At 71.3% G+C, this 19,059-nt stretch carries 21 protein-coding genes and 3 pseudogenes; 13 read left to right on the top strand and 11 right to left on the bottom strand.

The window, feature by feature from the left end; translation table 11 throughout:
- Positions 1-48 precede the first annotated feature (48 nt).
- On the top strand, positions 49-966 hold the full coding sequence (locus N7925_RS00885; RefSeq protein WP_274342699.1) for an NADPH-dependent F420 reductase: 918 nt from the start codon (positions 49-51) through the stop codon (positions 964-966).
- A 90-nt stretch (positions 967-1,056) separates the two neighbouring features.
- On the opposite strand, the gene N7925_RS00890 is transcribed toward N7925_RS00885, so the two are convergent.
- The 3 genes from N7925_RS00890 to N7925_RS00900 are packed head-to-tail and all read right to left on the bottom strand — an operon-like array spanning position 1,057 to position 2,746.
- Positions 1,057-1,395, bottom strand: a complete 339-nt coding sequence (locus N7925_RS00890) for an Asp23/Gls24 family envelope stress response protein (RefSeq protein ID WP_265597560.1) — start codon at positions 1,393-1,395, stop codon at positions 1,057-1,059.
- A complete protein-coding gene (locus tag N7925_RS00895) occupies positions 1,392-2,168 on the bottom strand; it encodes a hypothetical protein (protein WP_265597561.1) in 777 nt (258 codons plus the stop codon). The genes N7925_RS00890 and N7925_RS00895 overlap by 4 nt, the downstream gene beginning before the upstream one ends.
- Positions 2,159-2,746: an RNA polymerase sigma factor gene (locus N7925_RS00900; protein WP_265597562.1), complete on the bottom strand. Its 588-nt coding sequence runs from the start codon at positions 2,744-2,746 to the stop codon at positions 2,159-2,161. The genes N7925_RS00895 and N7925_RS00900 overlap by 10 nt, the downstream gene beginning before the upstream one ends.
- Positions 2,747-3,053: 307 nt before the next feature.
- Here N7925_RS00900 and N7925_RS00905 point away from each other — a divergent pair, with 307 nt between their 5' ends.
- The 5 genes from N7925_RS00905 to N7925_RS00925 all read left to right on the top strand — a co-directional run bounded on the left by N7925_RS00905 (position 3,054) and on the right by N7925_RS00925 (position 6,148).
- On the top strand, positions 3,054-3,578 hold the full coding sequence (locus N7925_RS00905) for an Asp23/Gls24 family envelope stress response protein (protein WP_265597563.1): 525 nt from the start codon (positions 3,054-3,056) through the stop codon (positions 3,576-3,578).
- Positions 3,579-3,582: 4 nt separating this feature from the next.
- The gene (locus tag N7925_RS00910) at positions 3,583-3,810 is read left to right on the top strand and encodes a hypothetical protein (protein ID WP_274342700.1); all 228 of its coding nucleotides are present in this window, start codon (positions 3,583-3,585) and stop codon (positions 3,808-3,810) included.
- Positions 3,807-4,829 carry a DUF6286 domain-containing protein gene (locus tag N7925_RS00915; protein ID WP_274342701.1) on the top strand — a complete coding sequence of 341 codons (1,023 nt, stop codon included), beginning with the start codon at positions 3,807-3,809 and terminating at the stop codon, positions 4,827-4,829. The genes N7925_RS00910 and N7925_RS00915 overlap by 4 nt, the downstream gene beginning before the upstream one ends.
- Before the next feature lie 4 nt (positions 4,830-4,833).
- The gene (locus N7925_RS00920; RefSeq protein ID WP_274342702.1) at positions 4,834-5,427 is read left to right on the top strand and encodes a hypothetical protein; all 594 of its coding nucleotides are present in this window, start codon (positions 4,834-4,836) and stop codon (positions 5,425-5,427) included.
- A 202-nt stretch (positions 5,428-5,629) separates the two neighbouring features.
- Positions 5,630-6,148 carry an SRPBCC family protein gene (locus tag N7925_RS00925; RefSeq protein WP_274342703.1) on the top strand — a complete coding sequence of 173 codons (519 nt, stop codon included), beginning with the start codon at positions 5,630-5,632 and terminating at the stop codon, positions 6,146-6,148.
- A 32-nt stretch (positions 6,149-6,180) separates the two neighbouring features.
- On the opposite strand, the gene N7925_RS00930 is transcribed toward N7925_RS00925, so the two are convergent.
- Positions 6,181-7,023 carry a pentapeptide repeat-containing protein gene (locus N7925_RS00930; RefSeq protein WP_265597568.1) on the bottom strand — a complete coding sequence of 281 codons (843 nt, stop codon included), beginning with the start codon at positions 7,021-7,023 and terminating at the stop codon, positions 6,181-6,183.
- Between the two features lie 215 nt (positions 7,024-7,238).
- On the opposite strand from N7925_RS00930, the gene N7925_RS00935 reads away from it, so the two are divergent.
- Positions 7,239-7,733 carry a hypothetical protein gene (locus tag N7925_RS00935; RefSeq protein ID WP_265597569.1) on the top strand — a complete coding sequence of 165 codons (495 nt, stop codon included), beginning with the start codon at positions 7,239-7,241 and terminating at the stop codon, positions 7,731-7,733.
- 459 nt (positions 7,734-8,192) lie between these two features.
- Entirely contained in the window at positions 8,193-8,420 is a 228-nt protein-coding gene (locus N7925_RS00940; RefSeq protein ID WP_265597570.1) for a hypothetical protein, read from the top strand.
- A gap of 46 nt (positions 8,421-8,466) precedes the next feature.
- Here the strand turns inward: N7925_RS00940 and N7925_RS00945 are convergent, their stop codons facing one another.
- A complete protein-coding gene (locus N7925_RS00945) occupies positions 8,467-9,570 on the bottom strand; it encodes an enoyl-CoA hydratase/isomerase family protein (RefSeq protein ID WP_274342704.1) in 1,104 nt (367 codons plus the stop codon).
- Positions 9,571-9,806: 236 nt separating this feature from the next.
- Between N7925_RS00945 and N7925_RS00950 the strand changes: the two genes are divergently transcribed.
- A complete protein-coding gene (locus N7925_RS00950) occupies positions 9,807-11,939 on the top strand; it encodes a SpoIIE family protein phosphatase (RefSeq protein WP_265597572.1) in 2,133 nt (710 codons plus the stop codon).
- A 62-nt stretch (positions 11,940-12,001) separates the two neighbouring features.
- Here the strand turns inward: N7925_RS00950 and N7925_RS00955 are convergent, their stop codons facing one another.
- Positions 12,002-12,658: an LAETG motif-containing sortase-dependent surface protein gene (locus N7925_RS00955; protein ID WP_265597573.1), complete on the bottom strand. Its 657-nt coding sequence runs from the start codon at positions 12,656-12,658 to the stop codon at positions 12,002-12,004.
- Positions 12,659-12,905: 247 nt separating this feature from the next.
- Here N7925_RS00955 and N7925_RS00960 point away from each other — a divergent pair, with 247 nt between their 5' ends.
- Positions 12,906-13,607: a histidine phosphatase family protein gene (locus N7925_RS00960; protein WP_274346376.1), complete on the top strand. Its 702-nt coding sequence runs from the start codon at positions 12,906-12,908 to the stop codon at positions 13,605-13,607.
- Positions 13,608-13,661: 54 nt separating this feature from the next.
- Here N7925_RS00960 and N7925_RS00965 read toward each other — a convergent pair whose 3' ends face one another.
- The 3 genes from N7925_RS00965 to N7925_RS00975 form a co-directional block, all read right to left on the bottom strand.
- Positions 13,662-14,150, bottom strand: a complete 489-nt coding sequence (locus N7925_RS00965; RefSeq protein WP_274342705.1) for a GNAT family N-acetyltransferase — start codon at positions 14,148-14,150, stop codon at positions 13,662-13,664.
- Between the two features lie 39 nt (positions 14,151-14,189).
- Entirely contained in the window at positions 14,190-15,314 is a 1,125-nt protein-coding gene (locus tag N7925_RS00970; protein ID WP_274342706.1) for a DUF6397 family protein, read from the bottom strand.
- 129 nt (positions 15,315-15,443) lie between these two features.
- Positions 15,444-15,857, bottom strand: coding sequence for a roadblock/LC7 domain-containing protein (locus N7925_RS00975; RefSeq protein WP_274342707.1), 414 nt, complete (start codon positions 15,855-15,857; stop codon positions 15,444-15,446).
- A gap of 133 nt (positions 15,858-15,990) precedes the next feature.
- Here N7925_RS00975 and N7925_RS00980 point away from each other — a divergent pair.
- Positions 15,991-16,409: pseudogene (locus N7925_RS00980) on the top strand (PPOX class F420-dependent oxidoreductase); the annotation flags it as partial.
- Positions 16,410-16,442: 33 nt separating this feature from the next.
- Here the strand turns inward: N7925_RS00980 and N7925_RS00985 are convergent.
- Positions 16,443-16,972 (bottom strand): annotated as a pseudogene (locus tag N7925_RS00985) (GTP-binding protein).
- A gap of 49 nt (positions 16,973-17,021) precedes the next feature.
- On the opposite strand from N7925_RS00985, the pseudogene N7925_RS00990 reads away from it, so the two are divergent.
- Both N7925_RS00990 and N7925_RS00995 read left to right on the top strand, forming a co-directional pair.
- Positions 17,022-17,328, top strand: a pseudogene (locus N7925_RS00990) (TerD family protein); the annotation flags it as partial.
- Positions 17,329-17,386: 58 nt separating this feature from the next.
- Positions 17,387-17,989, top strand: a complete 603-nt coding sequence (locus tag N7925_RS00995) for a class I SAM-dependent methyltransferase (protein ID WP_274342708.1) — start codon at positions 17,387-17,389, stop codon at positions 17,987-17,989.
- 99 nt (positions 17,990-18,088) lie between these two features.
- On the opposite strand, the gene N7925_RS01000 is transcribed toward N7925_RS00995, so the two are convergent.
- Positions 18,089-18,994, bottom strand: coding sequence for an oxygenase MpaB family protein (locus tag N7925_RS01000; protein ID WP_274342709.1), 906 nt, complete (start codon positions 18,992-18,994; stop codon positions 18,089-18,091).
- Positions 18,995-19,059 lie beyond the last annotated feature (65 nt).

Consider the following 19,059-nt stretch of genomic DNA (forward strand, 5'->3'; position numbering starts at 1 on the left):
GGCCGGTGTGGACTCGGCGACCAGAATGGACCCGCGGCGATCGGCGCGGTGGGACATCCTTCCCCGTCCGGGGCGAGCGGCCGACAAGGACACTCAAATGGCCTAACCGCTGTCCCACGGTTCCCGGCGGACGCAACCAAAACAGGGCGTCAACGTCCGGGCGTCGATCAGCTATTCCCTCGCGGGCCCGGCGGACCCGGGAATAGCTCCTCCGGTACCGGAGTTGGTGAACCGACAGAATCACTTCTCTCCTCCTCCACTCCTGTCCACTCTTCTCCACTCGGCAAGCTTCGGAAGGTCGGATCCATGAAGATCGGCATCATCGGCGCGGGCAACATCGGCGGCAACCTGACGCGACGTCTCACCGCCCTCGGGCATGAGGTGGCGGTCGCCAACTCCCGCGGCCCCCACACGCTCACCGCCCTCGCCGAAGAGACGGGGGCGAAGCCGGTGCCCGCGTCGGAGGCTGCGCGAGGCGCCCAGGTGGTCGTCGTCACCGTGCCGCTGAAGGCCGTGCCCGACCTGCCCGACGGATTCCTCGACGGTGCGGCGGAGGGCGCCGCGGTCATCGACACGGGCAACTACTACCCGCAGCAGCGCGACGGCCGCATCGCCGCCATCGAGGACGGGCTGCCCGAGAGCCGGTGGACGGAGCGGCAGATCGGTCACCCCGTGATCAAGGCGTTCAACGGCACGTACGCCCAGGACATCCTGAACCGGGGCCGCCCGCAGGGCACTCCGGGCCGGCAGGCGCTCCCCGTGGCGGGCGACGACCCGAAGGCCAAACAGGCGGTCCGCGACCTCATCGATGAGTTGGGCTTCGACACGGTCGACAGCGGCGGCCTGGACGAATCCTGGCGCCAGCAGCCCGGCACGCCGGTGTACGGCAGCCAGGGCGACGTCGACGCCATCGTGAAGGCCCTCTCGGAAGCATCGCAGGAGCGCACCGCTGAGTGGCGCGCCTGAGGCCGGTCGTCACGCCGGCGGGACGACCGGGCGACCACTCCGGCCGGGCGGGAAACGGGGGCACTCGCCCGGCCGGAGTGCCGGCCGCCCTCAGACGACGCCCGTCACAGTGATCCGGAGCGAGACAACTGGCTCCTCCGGCAGCACGGCGCCGACCGCGGCCTGGACGGCCCTGGTGACGTCGAGCGCCCGGTGACCACGGCACAGGACGAACCGGATGTCGATGTGCCAGCCGTCGTTCTCGTCCCGGCCGACCCGCACTCCCGGTGTCCTGTTCCCGGTCAATGGGGCGCGGCGCGGGGTGCGCTCGGCGATCCGGGTGCGTAGCAGGTCCGCCATGCCGGGGCGCAGGAACGCGACGCCCCGCACGCCCCGAGCGGCCTCGGCGGCAGCCCCGGCCACCCGGTCCCGGCGTGTGTCCGCGGTCATCGCGCTGCTCCCGTCCCGTGTCCGTCGGCCCGGCCGTCCGCTTGACCGCCGATGACCGTACCGTCGTCTCCGTGGCTGTCGCTGTGCACACGGTGGCCAACGTCCTCGTAGAAGACGTCAAGAGTGTCGACCGTGTCGAGGATGTCGACAACGAGAACGTCGGTGGTCGCGAGGCGGATACCGATGTCCCGGTCGGCGACCTCGGCGACCCGTGCGCGCACGGTGTCGGCCAGGTCTCGCAGGGGCAGGCCGAGCCTCGCCGCCACCTCGACCCGAATATGCAGCTCTCCGGTGGGGTCCGCCGGGTCGAGTGGGGCGATACGGCAGCTCCCGGCCCGCACCCCGGGCAGGCTGTCGACCGCCGCCCGCAGTATCCGTGCGACCGCGGACTCGACCATCCAGTGGTCCTCCCCCGGCTCTCCCAGCGGCAGTGGGCGTCCCGGGCGCAGTTCGAGCCGTACGAGGTCCATGACACGAGCCGTTATGGCCGTGGTGTCCGGTGTGCCGGGCTCCTGCTCACAGGTACGGCGTACCGCGTCGTCAAGGCCTGTGAGGTCGGCCAGGGCGGCAGAGCAGAAGGGGCAATCGGCGAAGTGGGGTTCCTCCGCCGAGCGACCAGTGTCCCAGGCCTCCCAGACGTCGGTGAGCAGGCGCCCGCAACCGAGCCGCTCATCCTCCTCCTCGTATCGGCTCTCCTCGTATCGGTTCTCCCTGTATCGGCTCTCCTCGTGCCGGCTCTTCTCCGGCCGGTCCGGATTGGCGCTCATCGCCATGCGCTCATCGCCTCCGTCAAGGAGCGGCGGGCCCGGAAAACCCGGCCGCGGACCGCCTGCAGACTGATTCCGACCGTTCCCGCGATGCTCTCGTACGACAGTCCCTGCATCTCACGCAGCACCCAGCACACCCGCTGTTCGGGTGAGAGGCTCGCCATCGCCTCGGCCAGCGCGTCGACGGCCGCCCGCGACTCCACCGCACGGGCGGGGGACGCCTGGTGTTCGGGGGCGGCCTGCTCGGGCACCGAGTCGAGGTCCGCCGCCGGTCTGCGGGCTCTGAGCCGGTTGAGGCAGCGGTTGGTGACGATGCGGTAGAGCCAGGTGTGGAAGGAGGCGTCCCGGCGGAACTCGGGGAGTTTTCGCCAGGCGCTCACGAAAGCGTCCTGTACGGCGTCCTCCGCGTCCGCCCGGTCGCCGAGAAGCCGCGTCGCCAGTTGCAACATCACGGGGCCGTGCCTGCGCACGAGCACCTCGAAGGCCTCCTCGTCCCCCTCCCCCGCCCTCACGACCAGCAGTGCCTCGTCGGACGGCGCGGCGTCCGGCGCGCGCTCCGTCAGCTGATTCCCGTCGCCGGGCACGGACCAACTCCTTCCCCGCTCATTTCCACGACGCCTGCTCCTGCTTCTGTACCCGTCCGGCACACGACCCCGCACGCGTCTCTCCACGTGGCCTCGTGACCGCTTCTCGTCGTTGGACCCACCGCGAGGCCGTATGTCACGCACTCACGCAGCTCTTTTCCGCACGGCACGGTGTGCCGTCGCCCGTAGTCCCTCGTCCGCCGCCCTGCTTCCGGGAAATATCCGCGAACCCGCGTGACGAATCGGCGCACAGCGTGTCCAACGAAATGTCAGGCAGAACGAGCCGAGCGAGACGCGAGGAGTTTCCATGACCACCATCCAGCCAGCAGCGACCGTTCCCCCCGCGGGAGCCACTTCACGGACGGGCTCGACGAAGCAGAGCGGCTCCGCGGGCGGGACCACCACGGTCGGCAGCGGGGCCACCGGGGCGACCGAGCCGGCGGCGACGCGAGGCCGCACCTCCATCGCGGACACCGTCGTCGTGAAGATCGCGGGGATGGCGGCCCGCGAGATCCCCGGCGTCCACGACATGGGCGGCGGCCTCTCCCGCACACTCGGCGCGGTCCGCGACCGGGTGCCGGGCGGCCGGCCGAACGTCGGGCGGGGCGTCAAGGTCGAGGTGGGCGAGCGCCAGACCGCCATCGACTTGGACCTTGTCGTCGAGTACGGAGTCGCGATCACCGATGTGGCGCACGACGTCCGCGAGAACGTCATCGCGGCGGTGGAGCGCACCACGGGCCTTGAGGTCGTGGAGGTCAATGTGACGGTCAACGACGTGCATCTGCCCGAGGATGACGACGAGGTCGCCTCGTCCGAGACGCGCGTGGCGTGACGGCGTGACGCGGAAGATGGACGCGTCCGGCCCGGCGGGGGGTGCGCCGGGCCGGGGTGCCTATGGGGCGGCGGCGGGCATGGCGCTGGGGTTCGCGGGCTGGTTCGGCGGGTTCGGTGCCTTCCTCGTGGTCGCATCGCTGGGCGCGGTGGGCTGGTTCGCCGGGCACCTCGTGGACCGGGGCACCAGCCTGCGCGAGTTCCTGGACACGGTGGCGGGGCGGCGGCCATGACGGTGCCGGCCGGCGGGCGTGGTACGACGACGGTGGTTCCCCGCGCCGTCCGGCGGATCGCCGAGCGGGCGGTGGCCGAGGCACTGCCCGTCGGTGGCGCGGTGACCCGCGGTTCCGCTTCGGTGCGCGGCGCGTCCGCGCGGGTCACGGTCGGCATCCGACTGCCATATCCGATACGGGCGGATGAGGCGACCGAGCGGATCCGGGAGCGGGCACGGACCCGGACGGCGGCCCTGACGGGCCTGTCCGTTCCGCACGCGGACGTCCGGATCGATGAGCTCTCGGTGATTCCGCTGCCGCCCGCCCGGAAACCCTCGGGCGATGTGCCCTCCGGGGCGGACGATGCGGCGCGCAGGGCGGAGCACACCGTACGGGGCGGTGGCCCCGGCGGCCGGCCCCGGGCCCAGCGCCGGATTCCCGCGGCACTGACGGCGGCCGTCGGAGCCGCCGGCTGTGCGCTGCTCCTGGTGGACGTCGTCGCTGTCCGGGTCGGCGGCACACCCGCCGCCTGGCGGACCTGGCTGGTCGACTGGGCGTCGACGCACGGCCCGGCGGACACGGCGGTCCGGGTCGGCGGGATGCTGGCCGCGCTGACCGGCGCATGGCTGCTGGGGTGCGCCCTGCTCCCGGGGCACCGGCGCGGACTGACGATGGCGGCGCCCGCGCCGCGATTGCGGGCGGCGCTCGACCGTTCGGCCGCCGCCCGGGTCGTCCAGGAGCGGACCGCCGCCGTAGCCGGAGTGGTTCGGGTCCGGGTCAGTGTGCGGCGGCGACGCGTCAAGGTGCTGGCGGAGGTGGGCTACGGCGACCCGGAGCAGGTGCGGGCCGAAGTGGTCCGAGTCGTCGGAGCGGCCCTGCCGGAGCTGGGACTGGCTCGGGCTCCCGCGCTGCGGGTCGGGACCCGGGTCCGGCGTGACCGGCATGGCCCGCCGCCCTCCACCGAGGAGCCGACGGAATCCGCAGCCGCTTCGACGACAGCGGCTCCGGCTCCGGCTCCGGCTGAACAGAGAGAGGTGTGAAGGGATGTCGGTGATCAGGCGTGGCGTGGTCAACAGGTCACTGCTCGGTGTCGCCGGGCTGGTGCTGGTGGTCTGCGGCGGCTGGCTGGCCGTGGGCGACGGTTCGGCATGGGTCCCGGTGGTGGACCGCGTCCCGCACTGGTGGCCGACGCCCTCGCCGGACGGGGTGTTGCTGGACCGCGGATTGACGGCACGGCTCCGGGAGAAGAGTTGGTGGAGCCCTGCGCTGATCACCGGGCTCGCCCTCGTTCTGGCGCTGCTGGGGTGGTGGTTGGCCCGTCAGGCACTGTCGGGCAGGACCCGTTGGTCGGTGCTGCCACGGAGCGGGCCGGTACTGCGCAGGCGTGCGTGGGAACGGGCGATGGCCACCCAGGTGGCGGCGTTCGACGACGTGGCGCGTGCCCGCGTGCGACTGGTGGGGGGCCGGCCACTGCGGGCGGTGGTGACGGTGGTCGTGGAGCCCGGGGCCCGGCCGGCACAGATCGTGCGGTCCGTGGCCGGGGTCATCGCGGAGGCCCGTGACAGCGGCGGCGTAAGGAGTCTGTCGGCCGACATACGGGTCCGGGTCGCGAACCGGCGGGAGCGCCGGACGCGTTGAACCGCCGCGGCCCGTGTGCCGAGTCGCGCCACGGCAGTCCGGCCGCCGCCCACGGCTGTGTGTGGCAGCCCTACAGAGCTCCTCCCACCCTCGCCCCCACAGAGTCTACTCGCGAGTAAGGTATGGGCTCCGGGATGTCGGCCCACGGCCCGTACGGCACCCGGGCGTGGCCCGTCAACGGCCGTGGACAAGGAGTCTCACTGTGCCCCGCACCATGTCCGTAGCAGACAGCATCGTCATCGACGCCAGCCCGGCTAAGGTCTATGAACAGCTCAGCGACCCCACGGCGATGGGGCGTTGGAGTCCGGAGAACCGTGGCGCGACCGTGCACGGCGAGCCGCGTGGTGCGTACGTCGGCATGGTCTTCGAGGGCCGGAACAAGCGCGGTGCGGCACGCTGGACGACACGGTGCACAGTGACGGCGGCCGACCCCGGCGAGCGCTTCGCCTTCCGGGTGCACGCAATCGGTCTGCGGCGCCCTCTGCTCCCGGGGCCGATCGCCACGTGGGACTACCGTTTCGAGGCAGTGGACGGCGCGACCCGGGTCACCGAGACCTGGACCGACGACCGGCACCGCTGGCCTGACTTCCTCGCCAACGCGTTCGACCGCGTCGCGACGGGCGGGAAAACCTTCGCGCAGTTCCAGGGCGGCAACATCCGTACGACGCTGAAGCGTCTCAAGGCAGCTCTGGAGGCGGACTCCCGGGGCACCGGAAGCTAAGGACGGTCAGGTGAACCAGGTGAGTCGGGTGGTCAGGCGGCCCAGTGCGGAGGGCGGCTCAGGGATGTGGGAAGTGCTGTCTCCGCGTTTCCCTTTGCGGCGTTGAGCTGGGCTTGGGTGAGGAACAGGCTTCCCGTGAGGTCGGCGCCCGAGAGGTCGGCGTCACGGAAGTCCGCGCCGATGAGGTCGGCCAGGCGGAGGTCGGCGCCGCTGAGATCGGCGGCGATCAGATAGGCCCCACGGAGGTCCGCCGCGCGCAGGTCGGCTCCGCGCAGACGGGCTCCGATGAGGTCGGCACCGCGGTGATTGCGCTTCTTGCGCCGGGGCGCGGCGGCCCGGACGAGTTCGCTGGTGCGCAGAAGCAGCCCGGCGACCCGATCGCGGTGACCGGCGATGTCCAGTTCCGCGAAGTCGACGGCCGGCCGTGTGGTGTGCCATTCCGTCTTTTCGAGGGCCCGGCGGATCTCGCCGTGGAGGGGACGTGCGTCCGGCAGAGTGAGAGCCTCGGTGAGATACCACAGAAGTTCGTGGAGCTGACGCATGACCGGGAACACCTGGAACATCTGCGCGGCCAGGTCGGGGGACGAACGCCAGTCACGGCCACCGTAGGTCACCTGGGAGACCTGTTGGCCGGCACCGAAGCAGTCGTACACGGTGCAGCCGGAGAAGCCCTTCGGCCGCAGCCGGGTGTGGATGCCGCAGCGGAAGTCGTCCTGAAGGTTGGGGCAGGGCCGCCCGGCGTCCTTGTCAATAGCGAAGTCCGCAGAGGCCGTCAGCGTGAGGGCGACGCAGCACAGAGCGAAACAGTTCGCGCAGTCCGCACGCAGGGCCTCCCGTCCGTCGGTGGGCACGGCGGTCGGTTTGTTGTCGGGCACGGGCGGCGGGTCCTCGCGTGAGTGGTGCTGCGGAAAGAACGGGTGCAGAGCACACGAGTCTACCGAGAGGTGAGGAGGCGACACTCCCGTCGGCCCTTGCCGGCTCCGTTCGGCACTGTTGGCCCAGGGCACCAGTCGACCACTGCGACTCCCCGGGGATACCGTCGGCCGCCGCCGGTGCAGACTGGGCAGGGTACGGACGGCGAGGGGGACAGATGGGCACCGAGGAGAGCAACGGATTCGAGCCCGCGACCGGCGACGGCCCACCCGTCGCCGAATCCGCGGCGGCACGGGCCGCTTCGGTGCGGACCGCGTTCGAGGGGCTGCTGCAGATCCGTCGGCTCACCGGTGCCGGGCGGCCCGACCCCGTGGCCGCACCGGCTCCGTGGGAAGTGAACCGCCCGGTCAGGGCCATCGCGTTGGCTCTGGAGAGGTCGGGGGCCACGCCTTCGGCCGTCGACCCGTCGGGACAACGCGTGTCGGCCGGATACCGGGTGAGCGACGGAGAGTCGCCAGGTTCGGTACGGGTCGAGTGGACCGGACCGCCCGGCAGTGGTGCCGCCCATGACGAGGAGGAGGCGCTGGCCGGCTGCGCTTCGGCCTTGCGGGAACTGGGCTGGACAACCCTGCTCTACCGAGGGCCCCGCAGACGGCGTTACCTTGAGGTGGAACCGCCGAGCGGGTTGTCCGGCGGGCGCGGCCGGGCCTGAGGCGGCGTTGAAGCTCCTATAGATCGTCAAGTCCGTGGGCGGTGTCGTTCGTCGAGCGTCTGGTCGTGGCCTCGTCGTCCGACTCCGGTGGCTTGGAGCGTGGCGGGTACTCGGCGTCGTGATCCGGCTCTGGTCGAGGCTGTCGTGGTCGGGGTATCGGTGTTCACGGGGTGCCTGTAGATCTCGCAGGCGACGAACCTTCGAGGCTGCGAACAGCGCGTGCTGCCCGGGCGGACGGACAAGACAGTGAAGAGGCCGGTGGCCAAGCCCCTATGAGGCCACGGGCACCCGTGAGCACACGCGATGGCATCCTCCGGGAGGCCGACGATTCAACGCACAGGCAACCGAAGCGCCAGTCAGACCCAGATCCATGCGCCCGAGCGATGCCGCCTACATCCTCACTGTCAGACCCATGGGGGATGCTTGACGGTCCGACAGCTCTGAGGAGGAGATGCTGAGATGGACAACGATGAGCTCGCCGCGGCACAGGCGTACGTCCGGCTGCTGGAGGCCACCCGGGCAGCGCTCACGGACCCCGACGACGCACCGGTCTACCTGCCGCTGCTCACCTCTCCGATGCGGGAGGCGGACCGTGCCCTGCGCAGCGCGGGGCTGACGGGCAACGAGGACCGGCTGTTCGCTCTCGTACGGGCACTGCAGCCGAGCCTCTCCGGCAGCGACAGATAGGCGGGGCGGAGGTGCCGGCGGGCGAACCGGCGCCCGCCGGTCCGTCCTATCCGGCCTGTCCTCCGTTGACGGGAATGGGCGTGGGTCCCGGAGCGAGTCCGAGCTCCTGTTCGCCGGGGCCGAGCGGTGCGAAGAACCGGGCGACCTCCTGGTCGTCGACCTCGGCGAGGGAGCCCGGTTTCCACTGCGGTGCGTTGTCCTTGTCGATGATCCGGGCTCGTACCCCTTCCACGAAATCAGGGTGTTCGAACGCCCGGCTGGAGACGCGGAACTCCTGGTCGAGAACGGCCTCCAGGCTGTCGAGTCGGGCTGCCCGGCGGACGGCGGCGAGCGTCACCTTGAGCGCGAGCGGCGACTTGGTCAGGAGTTCGTCCGCCGCCGCCTCCGCTGCGGGAAGACCGCTCTCACGTAGTCGGCGGAGGATCTCCTCCACGCTGTCCGCCGCGTAGCAACCGTCGATCCAGTCGCGATCCGCTGCGAGCTCGCCGGCCGGCGGCTCCGTGGCGAACCGCTGCACGATGCCCGCCGCCGACGGGTTCTGGCCGGGCGGCTCTCCCAGCGCCTCGGTCAGGGCAGGCAGGAGGCGGGCAGGGACGTGATGATCGGCCAGACCGCAGAGAACGGCGTCGGCCGCCCCGACGGATCGGCCAGTGAGCGCCAGATGGGTGCCCAGTTGGCCGGGGGCGGTGGCCAGCAGGCGGGTGCCCCCGACATCGGGCACGAAGCCGATCGCGGTCTCGGGCATGGCGACGCGTGAGCGTTCGGTGACGACACGGATTCCGGAGTGTGCGGACACTCCGACTCCTCCGCCCATCACGATGCCGTCCATCAGTGCGACGTACGGTTTCGGGAATCGGGCGATGCGGGCATTGAGGCGGTACTCGTCACGCCAGAACTCCAGGGACGCACGGCCCGAGGACCGTGCGTCGTCGTGCAGGGCGCGGATGTCGCCACCGGCGCACAGACCTCGGTCGCCGGCCCCCGACAGCAGTACGGATGCGATTGATTCGTCGTGCTCGGCGCGGGACAGGGCTTCGTCGAGAAGCCTCACCATGGTGTGGCTGAGAGCGTTGAGAGCCCGGGGGCGGTTCAGTGTGAGGTGCAGGCATGTGCCCCTCTTCTCCAGCAGGACGGGCCGGTCGTCGTTCATGCGTGCGCTCCGCTCGCTGAGCTCGTGGACACGTGGGACGCCCTCCATGGTCGCTCACAGCCCTCGGCCGCCGCCCCGCGCCCCCGGACCGGGCCGGGAGCGGGTAGGTGGGCGCGGGGGCCCGGCGTAAGGGTTCGCGGGCGAGCCGCTGTGGCACTCCCATGGATGCGGCTCGACAATTGAGGCCTACGGGGTCCGCCGACGTGCGGCCCCGCCGGACGACCTCCGGAGCTGGCATGACCGACGACGAACGGCGGCAGGACGCCGAGGCCTCTCCGCTCCGCCGGATCGACCGGAAGACCAACGGTGAGATCCGGCCGACGGAACGCCTCGCCATGAATCGGACCGGCAGCTTCGACTGGGACCTGGACACCCGGACCCTGGACATCGACGAGGCCGGGCTGATGGTGTTCGGCGTGGATCCTGCGACGTTCGACGCGCGCCCGGGCGCCCTGCTGGAGCACCTGGAACCAGCGGAGCGGGCCCGGCTCGATGTCACGATCGACGAGGCCATCACCGGCGGCAGTAATTCCTTCAGCGTCCACTTCCGTGTACCGCTGGACGACGGGACCACGCAGTGGACCCATGTCCAGGCCCGCATTCTGCGATCGAAGGACGGAATGGCACACCGGATCGTGGGGGTCGTCCGGGACGCTACGGCGGAGGTCACCCATTCGGCCTTCGTTCTCGATCTGGAAAAGCGGCGGCAGCGCCAGACAAATATCGTTGAACGAACAACGAGTGCCATGTCCCGTGCGGTGACCGTGGACGATGTGACGGCAGCCCTCACCGGACCCGGCGGGTTGGCCCGGCTCGGCGCCGACGGCCTCGCCCTGGGGCTCGTGGAGAATTCCGAGCTGAACATCGTCGCGCTGAGCGGCGAGTCGCTCGAGGTGCTCGACGGGCTCGGCTCCGGTGATCTCGACCGCAACCTCCCCCTCGCGGACGCCATCCGCAGCGGGCGCCCCCGGTTCATCACCTCCCTCTCCGCGCTGGCCCGTCGCTACCCGGGGCTGGAGCCGCATCTCGGAAAGCTGAGGTTTCGGGCAGCGGCGTACCTTCCGCTGGTGGCGCAGGCCCGGTCGCTCGGTGGTCTGGCCCTCTTCTACCGCGAGCGCACGGTCTTCAACGCGGACGAGCGCATTCTGTGCCTCGGCCTCGCGGCCATCGTGGCCCAGTCCCTGCAACGGGCGATGCTCTTCGACGAGGAGCGGGAGTTCGCCACCCAGCTCCAGTCCGCGATGCTCCCGCCCCGGATACAGGAGGTCGAGGGCGGCGAGATCGCGGTCCGGTACCACGCGGCGTGGAGCGGCCGGCAGGTCGGTGGCGACTGGTACGACGTGATCACCCTGCCCAAGAACCGTTACGGACTGGTCGTGGGGGACGTACAAGGACACGACACCCACGCGGCCGCGATCATGGGCCAGTTGCGTATCGCCCTGCGCGCGTACGCCGCCGAGGGGCACCCCCCGGCCACCGTGCTGGCACGGGCCTCACGCTTCCTCGCCGAGCTGGACACCGACCGCTTCGCCACCTGCACCTACGCCCAGGTCGACCTGGCGTCCGGAGCGGTGCAGGTGGTCCGGGCCGGGCACCTCGGCCCGTTGATCCGCCACCTCGACGGGCGGGTCGGCAGCCCACAGGTGCGCGGCGGGCTGCCGCTGGGCATCTCCACGGACCTCCAGGACGAGGAGTACCCGGAGACCCGGCTGGATCTGGTGCCCGGTGAGACGTTCGTCCTGTACACGGACGGGCTGGTGGAGGAGCCCGGAGCCGACCTCGACACCGGGATCGACGCGCTGCGCAACGAGGTGAGCGCCGGGCCCGCCGGGGCCGAGGCACTGGCCGATCACCTGTCGGAGCGACTGTGGGAACGGTGGGGGTCGGGGGACGATGTCGCACTCCTCGTCCTGCGCCGAAGCCCCGACGTTGGGTCGTCGCACGCGCCGCGGCTGCACCAGTACATTCACCAGGCGGACCCGGAAGGGCTCTCGGACGCCCGCGCGATCGTGCGCCAGGCCCTCGCCGACTGGGACATGGCCGAGTTCGCCGACGATGCCGAGCTCGTCACGGGCGAGTTGTTGGTGAACGTCCTCCTGCACACCGAGGGCGGGGCAGTCCTGACGCTGGAGGTGCTGCCCGAACCGGTGCGGCGGATCCGGCTGTCGGTCCAGGACCGGTCCAGTGCCTGGCCCCGTCGGCGTACGCCGGGCGAGACGTCCACCTCCGGCCGGGGGCTGCTCCTGCTCGACGCGGTCGCCACGCGCTGGGGCATCGAACCGAGGGGCGAGGGCAAGGCCGTCTGGTGCGAGATCGGCCCCGCTCCGCCGCCGGCCACCACACCGCCCCAGACGGTCGCGAAGCGGTGACAGACGGAAAGGGGGGTGCCGCACCACCGCGGTGGTGCGGCACCCCCCTCGACCGCGAAGCGTCAGTTCTGGGCGGTACGCCGCTTGCGGACGGCCCACAGGATGCCGCCACCGGCCAGCAGCACCGCGACGGCGGCGCCACCGATGACCGGCGTCGACGACGACGAGCCGGTCTCGGCCAGGTCCGGCGAGCTCGGGCTCGGGGCGGGCGCGGCGGGCGCGGACTCCGAGGGCTGCTGGCTCGGGGTGGCACTCGGCTCGGGCGTCCCGGTGGACGGCGTCTCCGACGGGGTCGGCTCGCCCGGGACCGACTCGGTCGGGGTCGGGGTCGGGGTCGGCGGCGTGGGGCTGGGCTCCTCGTCGCACACCTCCGCCGTCTTCGTCTCGTCGATGGAGTGCTTGCCTTCGCCGTCGGCGGCCTTGACGACCAGTCGGACGGTCAGCGGCTCGTCGTGCTCGGGGAGCGTCAGCTTCTTGTGGAACTCACGGCCGAACGTCTCGGTGGGCAGCAGGCCCTTGCCGTCCACCGTGACGGTCACCGTGTTGGGGACATCGCTCGTGTAGTTGGTGAGGTCAACAGTCACCTCGGAGCAGGTCACGGCCCAGGTGGGGGTGTGAGCCGCGGCCGGACCGGCGGAGATGACGCCTCCGGTCAGACCGACGACCGCAGCGGCCACGAGTGCTCCCGCGCCACGCCACGATCTCCTGGGTATGGTCATGGTTTCTTCCTCCAGATACGTCTCATCGCCCGAATGGCGATGGGGCGCACAGTACTGCCATCGTCCAGGAACGGCGCAGTCGCCCCATGCGTAACCCGCCGAACCAACTCCAGGCACAGCCGCGCTACTTCCGGCAATGCGGGCGGGCCCCACGCCTCGCTGCCCTCCGGTCCGGCCGAATGAGAGGATGGACTGCGCACCTATGTGCCGCCACCCGCGCGCCCGATCCTGGAGCATGACCCGTTCTATGCGATTGCTGCTGATCCGTCACGGCCAGACACCGTCCAATGTCGGCCACTTCCTGGACACCGCCCGGCCAGGTCCCGGCCTCACCGACCTCGGGCTGCGGCAGGCAGCGGCCCTCCCCGGGGCACTCACCGGGGAGGACATCGCCTCCTTGTACGCCTCCACCCTGATCCGTACGCAACTCACGGCCGCACCCCTCGCCGCGGAGCGCGGCATCGAGGTCCGGATCCGTGACGGAATCCGCGAACTGTCGGCCGGTGACCTGGAGATGCGGGCCGACGAGGACGCGGTCCGGCAGTACCTGACGACCGCCTTCGCCTGGTCCGCCGGGGACATCGACCGCCGGATGCCGGGGGGCGAGAGCGGAACGGAGGCGCTGGCCCGCTTCGAAGCCGTGGTGGCCGAGGCAGCGGGCGCCGGGGAGGGCGGGACCGTGGCGCTCGTCAGTCATGGTGCCGCCATCCGGGTGTGGACGGCCGCCCGCGCACGGAACGTCACAGTCGGGTTCGCCGCCGAACACAGCCTGGAGAACACGGGCGTGGTGGTGGTCGAGGGCTCACCGGACCTTGGGTGGACGGCTGCCTCCTGGGCCGGGACTGTCGTCCCGGGGGTCTCCGCGAGCGGCGCGGCGGACGCCGGCCCGGCGGGTCGAACGCTGCCGGGCCCGGAGCTGGGGCCGACAGCGGATCACCCCTGCGGCTGATCTCCGTGCTCACACCAGCAGGTGAGAGCGTGGCGCTGCGGAGTCGCTCTGTCGTCACAGTGCCTTGTGCATGATGTGCAGCCCCACATAGCCCTCGGTCGGGTGGTTGAAGCCCTCCGGAAGGGTTCCGATCACGTCGAAGCCGATCGAGCGGTACAGCTTGACGGCATGGGTGTTGGTCTCGACCACCGCGTTGAACTGCATGGCCCGATAACCCTGGGCGCGAGCCCAGTCGACCGAGTACTCGCACAGCGCGCGCCCCGCTCCCCGGCCGGAGTGAGCGGGGTCGACCATGTACGTGGCGCTGGCTATGTGCGCTCCGTTGCCCATGTGGTTGCGGTTCATCTTCGCCGTGCCCAGCACGGCCCCGGCATCGTCCACGGCGACGACCACTCGGCTCGGCGCTGCGACGAACCACCATCCCTCGGCGTCCTCCTCACCGAGATCGAGTGGATAGGTGAGCGTCTCGCCCGCGGAGACGATCGAATGAAAGAACGGCCAGATGGCAGGCCAGTCCTCGGAGGTTGCTTCCCTGATCAACATGCGGACAGCATGGCCCATCCGAACGTTCGGCGCGAGCACCTATCCGGCTCCGCGCCCACGCCATCCCAGCCTTGCGAGCAGCCCCTTTCCGGTCGGTGCACCCGCCGCGGCGGAGCCTGGCGCCCCGTAGCCGGCGGGCGGCGGAGCCGGCTCGGCGGCGGGTGCCGCGGTCACCGTACGGGTGCCGGCGCCGGTCCGGACGGCGGGCGCCGCTCGGATTGCACCGTCGTCCCCGGGGCGCGGGGCCGGCCGGTCCTCGCGTGCCCCGTCCAGTTCGAGCGTCAGGTTGACTCGCCGCCAGAGAATTTCGTCGGGGTGATCGGCCAGCATCAGCTCCCCCATAGCCTCCCTCGCCGCCATGGAGCCCGGGCGTCCGAAGACCGGCTCCGGCCGGACCCGCACGAGATAGGCGCGTTCATAGGGGTCGTCCACCACTTCCGCCAGTTGAACGGGGTCCAGTGCCGACGCCTGGACCGCCGTTCGCGCCCAGGGGTCCCTCGTGCGGTTCAATAGCCGCTCGATGCGCTGCGAGCGCCAGTTGCGCGGCCGCCAGTCGACGCCCGACTCGAGCATCGAGCGCATCCCCAACGGAGTCCGTCCGGCCAGCAGGTCGGGTTCCCGGGCCGCAAAGGCGGCAAGCTCGTCCGCGAGGTAGAGCCAGACCACCGCGCGGTACCGGTTCAGATAGAACGTGACCGGTGAGAGGCAGCCTGCCCGGGCAAGCCGGGTCAACCGCGCCGGGGCGATATCCAGCAGGGCCGCTCCCTCCGCTGTTCCGACGGTGCGGACCCGCTCCGCCAGGCCATCGGGAAAGCCCGGCTGCTCCCGCAGGCGCGCGATCTCCTCCTCGTGCACCCTTGGCCGCCCACCGCCCGGTGCGGCGGCGACGGCGATCAGCCCGAGGTGTACCGCGAGCTCGAACTCCGCACGCCGGATGCCCAGCTCCTGGGCCGCGCGCCCGGCCGCGACCGTCGCCGCGGGGGCGGCGGACGCGGTTGGCCCGCCTTCGCCCTCCACCGCCGTGCCGGCGTCCCCGGCATGGGCATCGCCCCGCACGCTCGTGTCGTTGGCCCGTGGGCCGCGGGTGCCGGCCCGCGCGGCCTGGGCCCTGGTGTCCGCGACCTGGGCCCCGGCGTGTGCTCGGAACACTTCCTTGACCGTCATGACTGTCCTCCCCCATCGGCTCGATCACTCTCCGTGATGACGATAGCCCGAGGGAGTCACCGCCCGTCACCCCTGTGGATAACTCTTCTCCGGCGACGGGAAGTGCAGGTCAGGTCAGGTCAGGTCAGGTCAGAAGGGTCCGATGTCTTCGGGACCGCCCTGACGAACGGAGACTCCGAGGTGTTCGCCGACCCGGTTGACGAGCAGGGTCATCTCGTAGGCGACCTGGCCGACATCGGCTTCGGCCGCGGTCAGTACGCACAGACAGCTGCCGTCGCCGGCGGCCGTCACGAAGAGCAGTGCCTCATCGAACTCGACCATGGTCTGACGCGCCCGGCCCGCCCGGAAGTGGCGCCCCGAGCCGCGCGCCAGGCTCTGCAGACCGGAGGAGACCGCCGCCAGGTGTTCCGCGTCCTCACGGGCGAGCCCGGTGCTGGCCCCGGTGACCAGTCCATCGTTCGACAGCACCAGGGCATGCCGTATGAATTGCACCCTGCGGGTGAGATCGTCAAGGAGCCAGTCAAGTCCCCGGTCAAGCGGCATGTGCTCGTCCTCCCCGTACCCTCGTGCCCCGCTACGCGCGTAAGCCTTGCGCAACGGCCCCGCGGGGGCAAGCGCCCCTCCCCTCTGGGGGCTCCGCTTCGCGCCATGCGGGGATCGGGCCCGGGATGGACCCATGGCACACCACAGGACCGAAGAAGAAGGGCGGGCCGCCCTCTCGAAGGGCACGCGCACGGCGAAGGTTTCGACGGTGCGGGCCGACGGCAGTCCGCACATCGCGTCCATGTGCTTCCGTCTCGACGGCGACTCCGTGGTCTTCAGCACCGGCGAGGAGAGCGCGAAGCGGCGCGACCTCGCACGCGACGGGCGGGGCTCCCTCTGCGTCGACGACGACCGGCCTCCGTACGCGTTCGCGGTGGTGCAGGGGTATGCCGAGCTGAGCACGGAGCCCGGGGAACTGCTGCGGTGGGCGACGTTGATCGCGCACCGTTACGTGGACGCCGACGCCGCCGAGGAGTTCGGCCGGCGCAACGGCGTGCTCGGCGAACTGGTCGTACGGGTGCGGACGACAAGGTGGTCGCGATGGCCGACATGGTCGGCCGACGGACGGATCGCGATGCCGGGCCGTCAGCCGACGGAGTCGAGGAGCCGGGCGGCGTGCACGCGTCCGGCGTGCTCGACCGTACGGATCAGGACTTCTTTTCCGGATGCCCGGTCGCGGGCGTCGCACAGCACGACCGGAGTGCCACGGTCGGAGGTCGAGCATCCGCGCGAAGTCCAGCTCAGTGTCGTCAGGAGCGTCGGGGAACCGGTTGACGGCGACGACGAACGGAATCCGCCCGCGCTCGAAGTAGTCGACGGCGGTGAAGCAGTCCCCGAGGTGTCGCGTGTCCGCGAGCACGATCGCCGCGAGGGTGCCCTGGTACAGCTCGTCCCAGAGAAATCGGAAGCGGTCCTGTCCTGGCGTGCCGAACAGGTGGAGCGTCAGGCCCGAGTGGGCGGTGATATGGCCGAAATCCATCGCTACGGTCGTGGTGGCGCTCCGCTCCGCCTCGTCGGTGCGGTCGGTCCTGGGTCCGCCCCTCTCGCCCAGCGTCTCCCTCCGAGTACAGCGGGCGGATTTCGCTGACCGACCCGGCCCCCACCGCCAGGGCCAGGGCCCCCCCACTGGTTGTTTTCTGCTGCCCGGAACGGGCGGCGTGGCTCTACAACAACCTCAACAACCCCGACGGTTCCGTCCGCCACACCGGTGACAACCTGACGGGTGAGGGCGAGGGAGACGACGAGTCGGTCGAGGTCGACCTGTCGTCGGTCCCCGCCGGAATCGCGAAGATCGTGGGGCCAACGGCGTGGAGCTCGCCCGCTACGGCCTGAGCGAGGACGCCTCATCGAGACCGCGATGGTCTTCGGCGAGCCGTACCGGCGCGGCACCGAGGGGGAGTTCCGGGCCGTCGGTCAGGGTTACGCCTCCGGTCCGGCGGGCATCGCCTCGGACTATGGCGTCAACGTCTGACCGGACAGATCGGGTTCCGTGATGGCATGCCCCCCGTCGGTCGCGCGATCATGTCTCCATGACCGACGACCACACCCATCACGTCCTGGACTTCTTCACTCCGCGTGCGGCCGGCTGGGACAGCCGGTTCCCCGACGACGGCCCTGCCTACGCCACCGCGGCCGGACTGCTCGGGCTGCGTCCCGGCGATGCCGTGCTCGACGCGGGCTGCGGGACGGGGCGCGCGCTGCCCGCGCTGCGGGCCGCGGTCGGGCCGGAGGGCACGGTGCTGGGGGCCGACCTGACCCCGGCCATGCTGGAGGCCGCGGTGCGGGCGGGACGAGGGAACAGTGGGACGCTCGTCCGCGCCGACGTCGCGCGGCTGCCGCTGCGTGACCGAGTCCTGGACGCGGTGTTCGGAGCGGGGCTGATCTCTCATCTGGCCCACCCCGAGGCCGATGCGGCGGAACTCGCCCGCGTGGTCCGGCCGGGCGGGGTCCTGGCTCTGTTCCACCCGATCGGCCGGGCCGCCCTCGCCGCGCGCCAGGGACGGACCGTCACCGACGACGACCTGCGGGCCGAGCCGAGGCTGCGCGTGCTGCTGGCGGGTGCGGGGTGGCGGCTGGAGTCCTACACGGACGAGGACGGCCGCTTTCTCGCCCTCGCCGTCAGGCAGCCCTGAGGCCGAGGGCACGGCCGGGCTCCCCGCCGTACGCGAAAAGCGTCCCAGCCAGGCTCTGCCGTGGCGGCCCCGCGCATGATCCGGCTGGGGCGCGTCGCGTCACTCGGCGGGGGACTGCGACGGGCGGCGGCCTGGAACCGGGCAGCCACGGACGCCCGGCGTGGGGAACGTACCGAGCTCCGCGATCTCGTACCCGTTCGGATATCCCTTGATCTCGGGGTTCTGGCGCGCGTAGTGGGGCGTCCTCCGGGGCGGCAGGAGCCGGACGGCACCAGCCCGGAGCCTGAGCGCGCCCCTGGTCACTCCGCGGGCCACCGGCCCAGGGCGGCGGTAGCGGAACGCGCCGAGCAACGAGTCGTCCAGGAGCGCGAGGCTGGCGCCGCGCACCAGCGGGGCGAGGGGCGCCGGGTACCAGGACGCCATCAGCGCCAGGGTCGCGTCGGCTACCCGGCGGGCTCCTTCGTCCCAGCCGAAATGCTCGTGCTCGTAGGCGTCGAGGGTGCGCTCGAAGTCCTCGTAGGTCTCGGGAGCGTCCTTGATCCCCATATGAGCACCGAGCGTGCGGTAGTAGGCAGCGAAGGCGCCCCGCTCGTGGCAGCACAGACGTCGCCAGCCGAAGCTGTCCAGCCAGCGCTTCGGAGTGACGACGAACGTGCACAGGACGTAACGCATGTCGTCGTCGCTGATGTCGTAGCTGCGGTGCATCCCGTTGATCCGGCGGACGGCGGTGCGGCCTTCGTCGGTGTCGAAGCCGTGCTCCACCACCGTATCGAGCAGCAGGGCGGTGTCGTCGTAGCGTTTCTGGGAGCGCTCCGTCAACTCCGCCGTCTCGTCGAGGAGTCGGCCGATGCTGGGCACGGCGTAGGTGCGGTACAGAGCCAGCTCGAGGGCGCGGGCGATGTCCCAGGGAAACTCGTGGGTGACGGTGAGACGGTAGATCTCCAGGAAGTCCCGCTCGGGGTCGAGTCGCTGAATCTCTTTCAGCCGGTCATACCGCTTCACCACGCTGTCCCCTCGCTCGGCCGGACGTCCAATCTTACGCCGAGGCCTTCCTCGCGCCCGGGCCTTCG

This window comes from Streptomyces sp. CA-278952, from assembly GCF_028747205.1.
Lineage (GTDB): Bacteria > Actinomycetota > Actinomycetes > Streptomycetales > Streptomycetaceae > Streptomyces.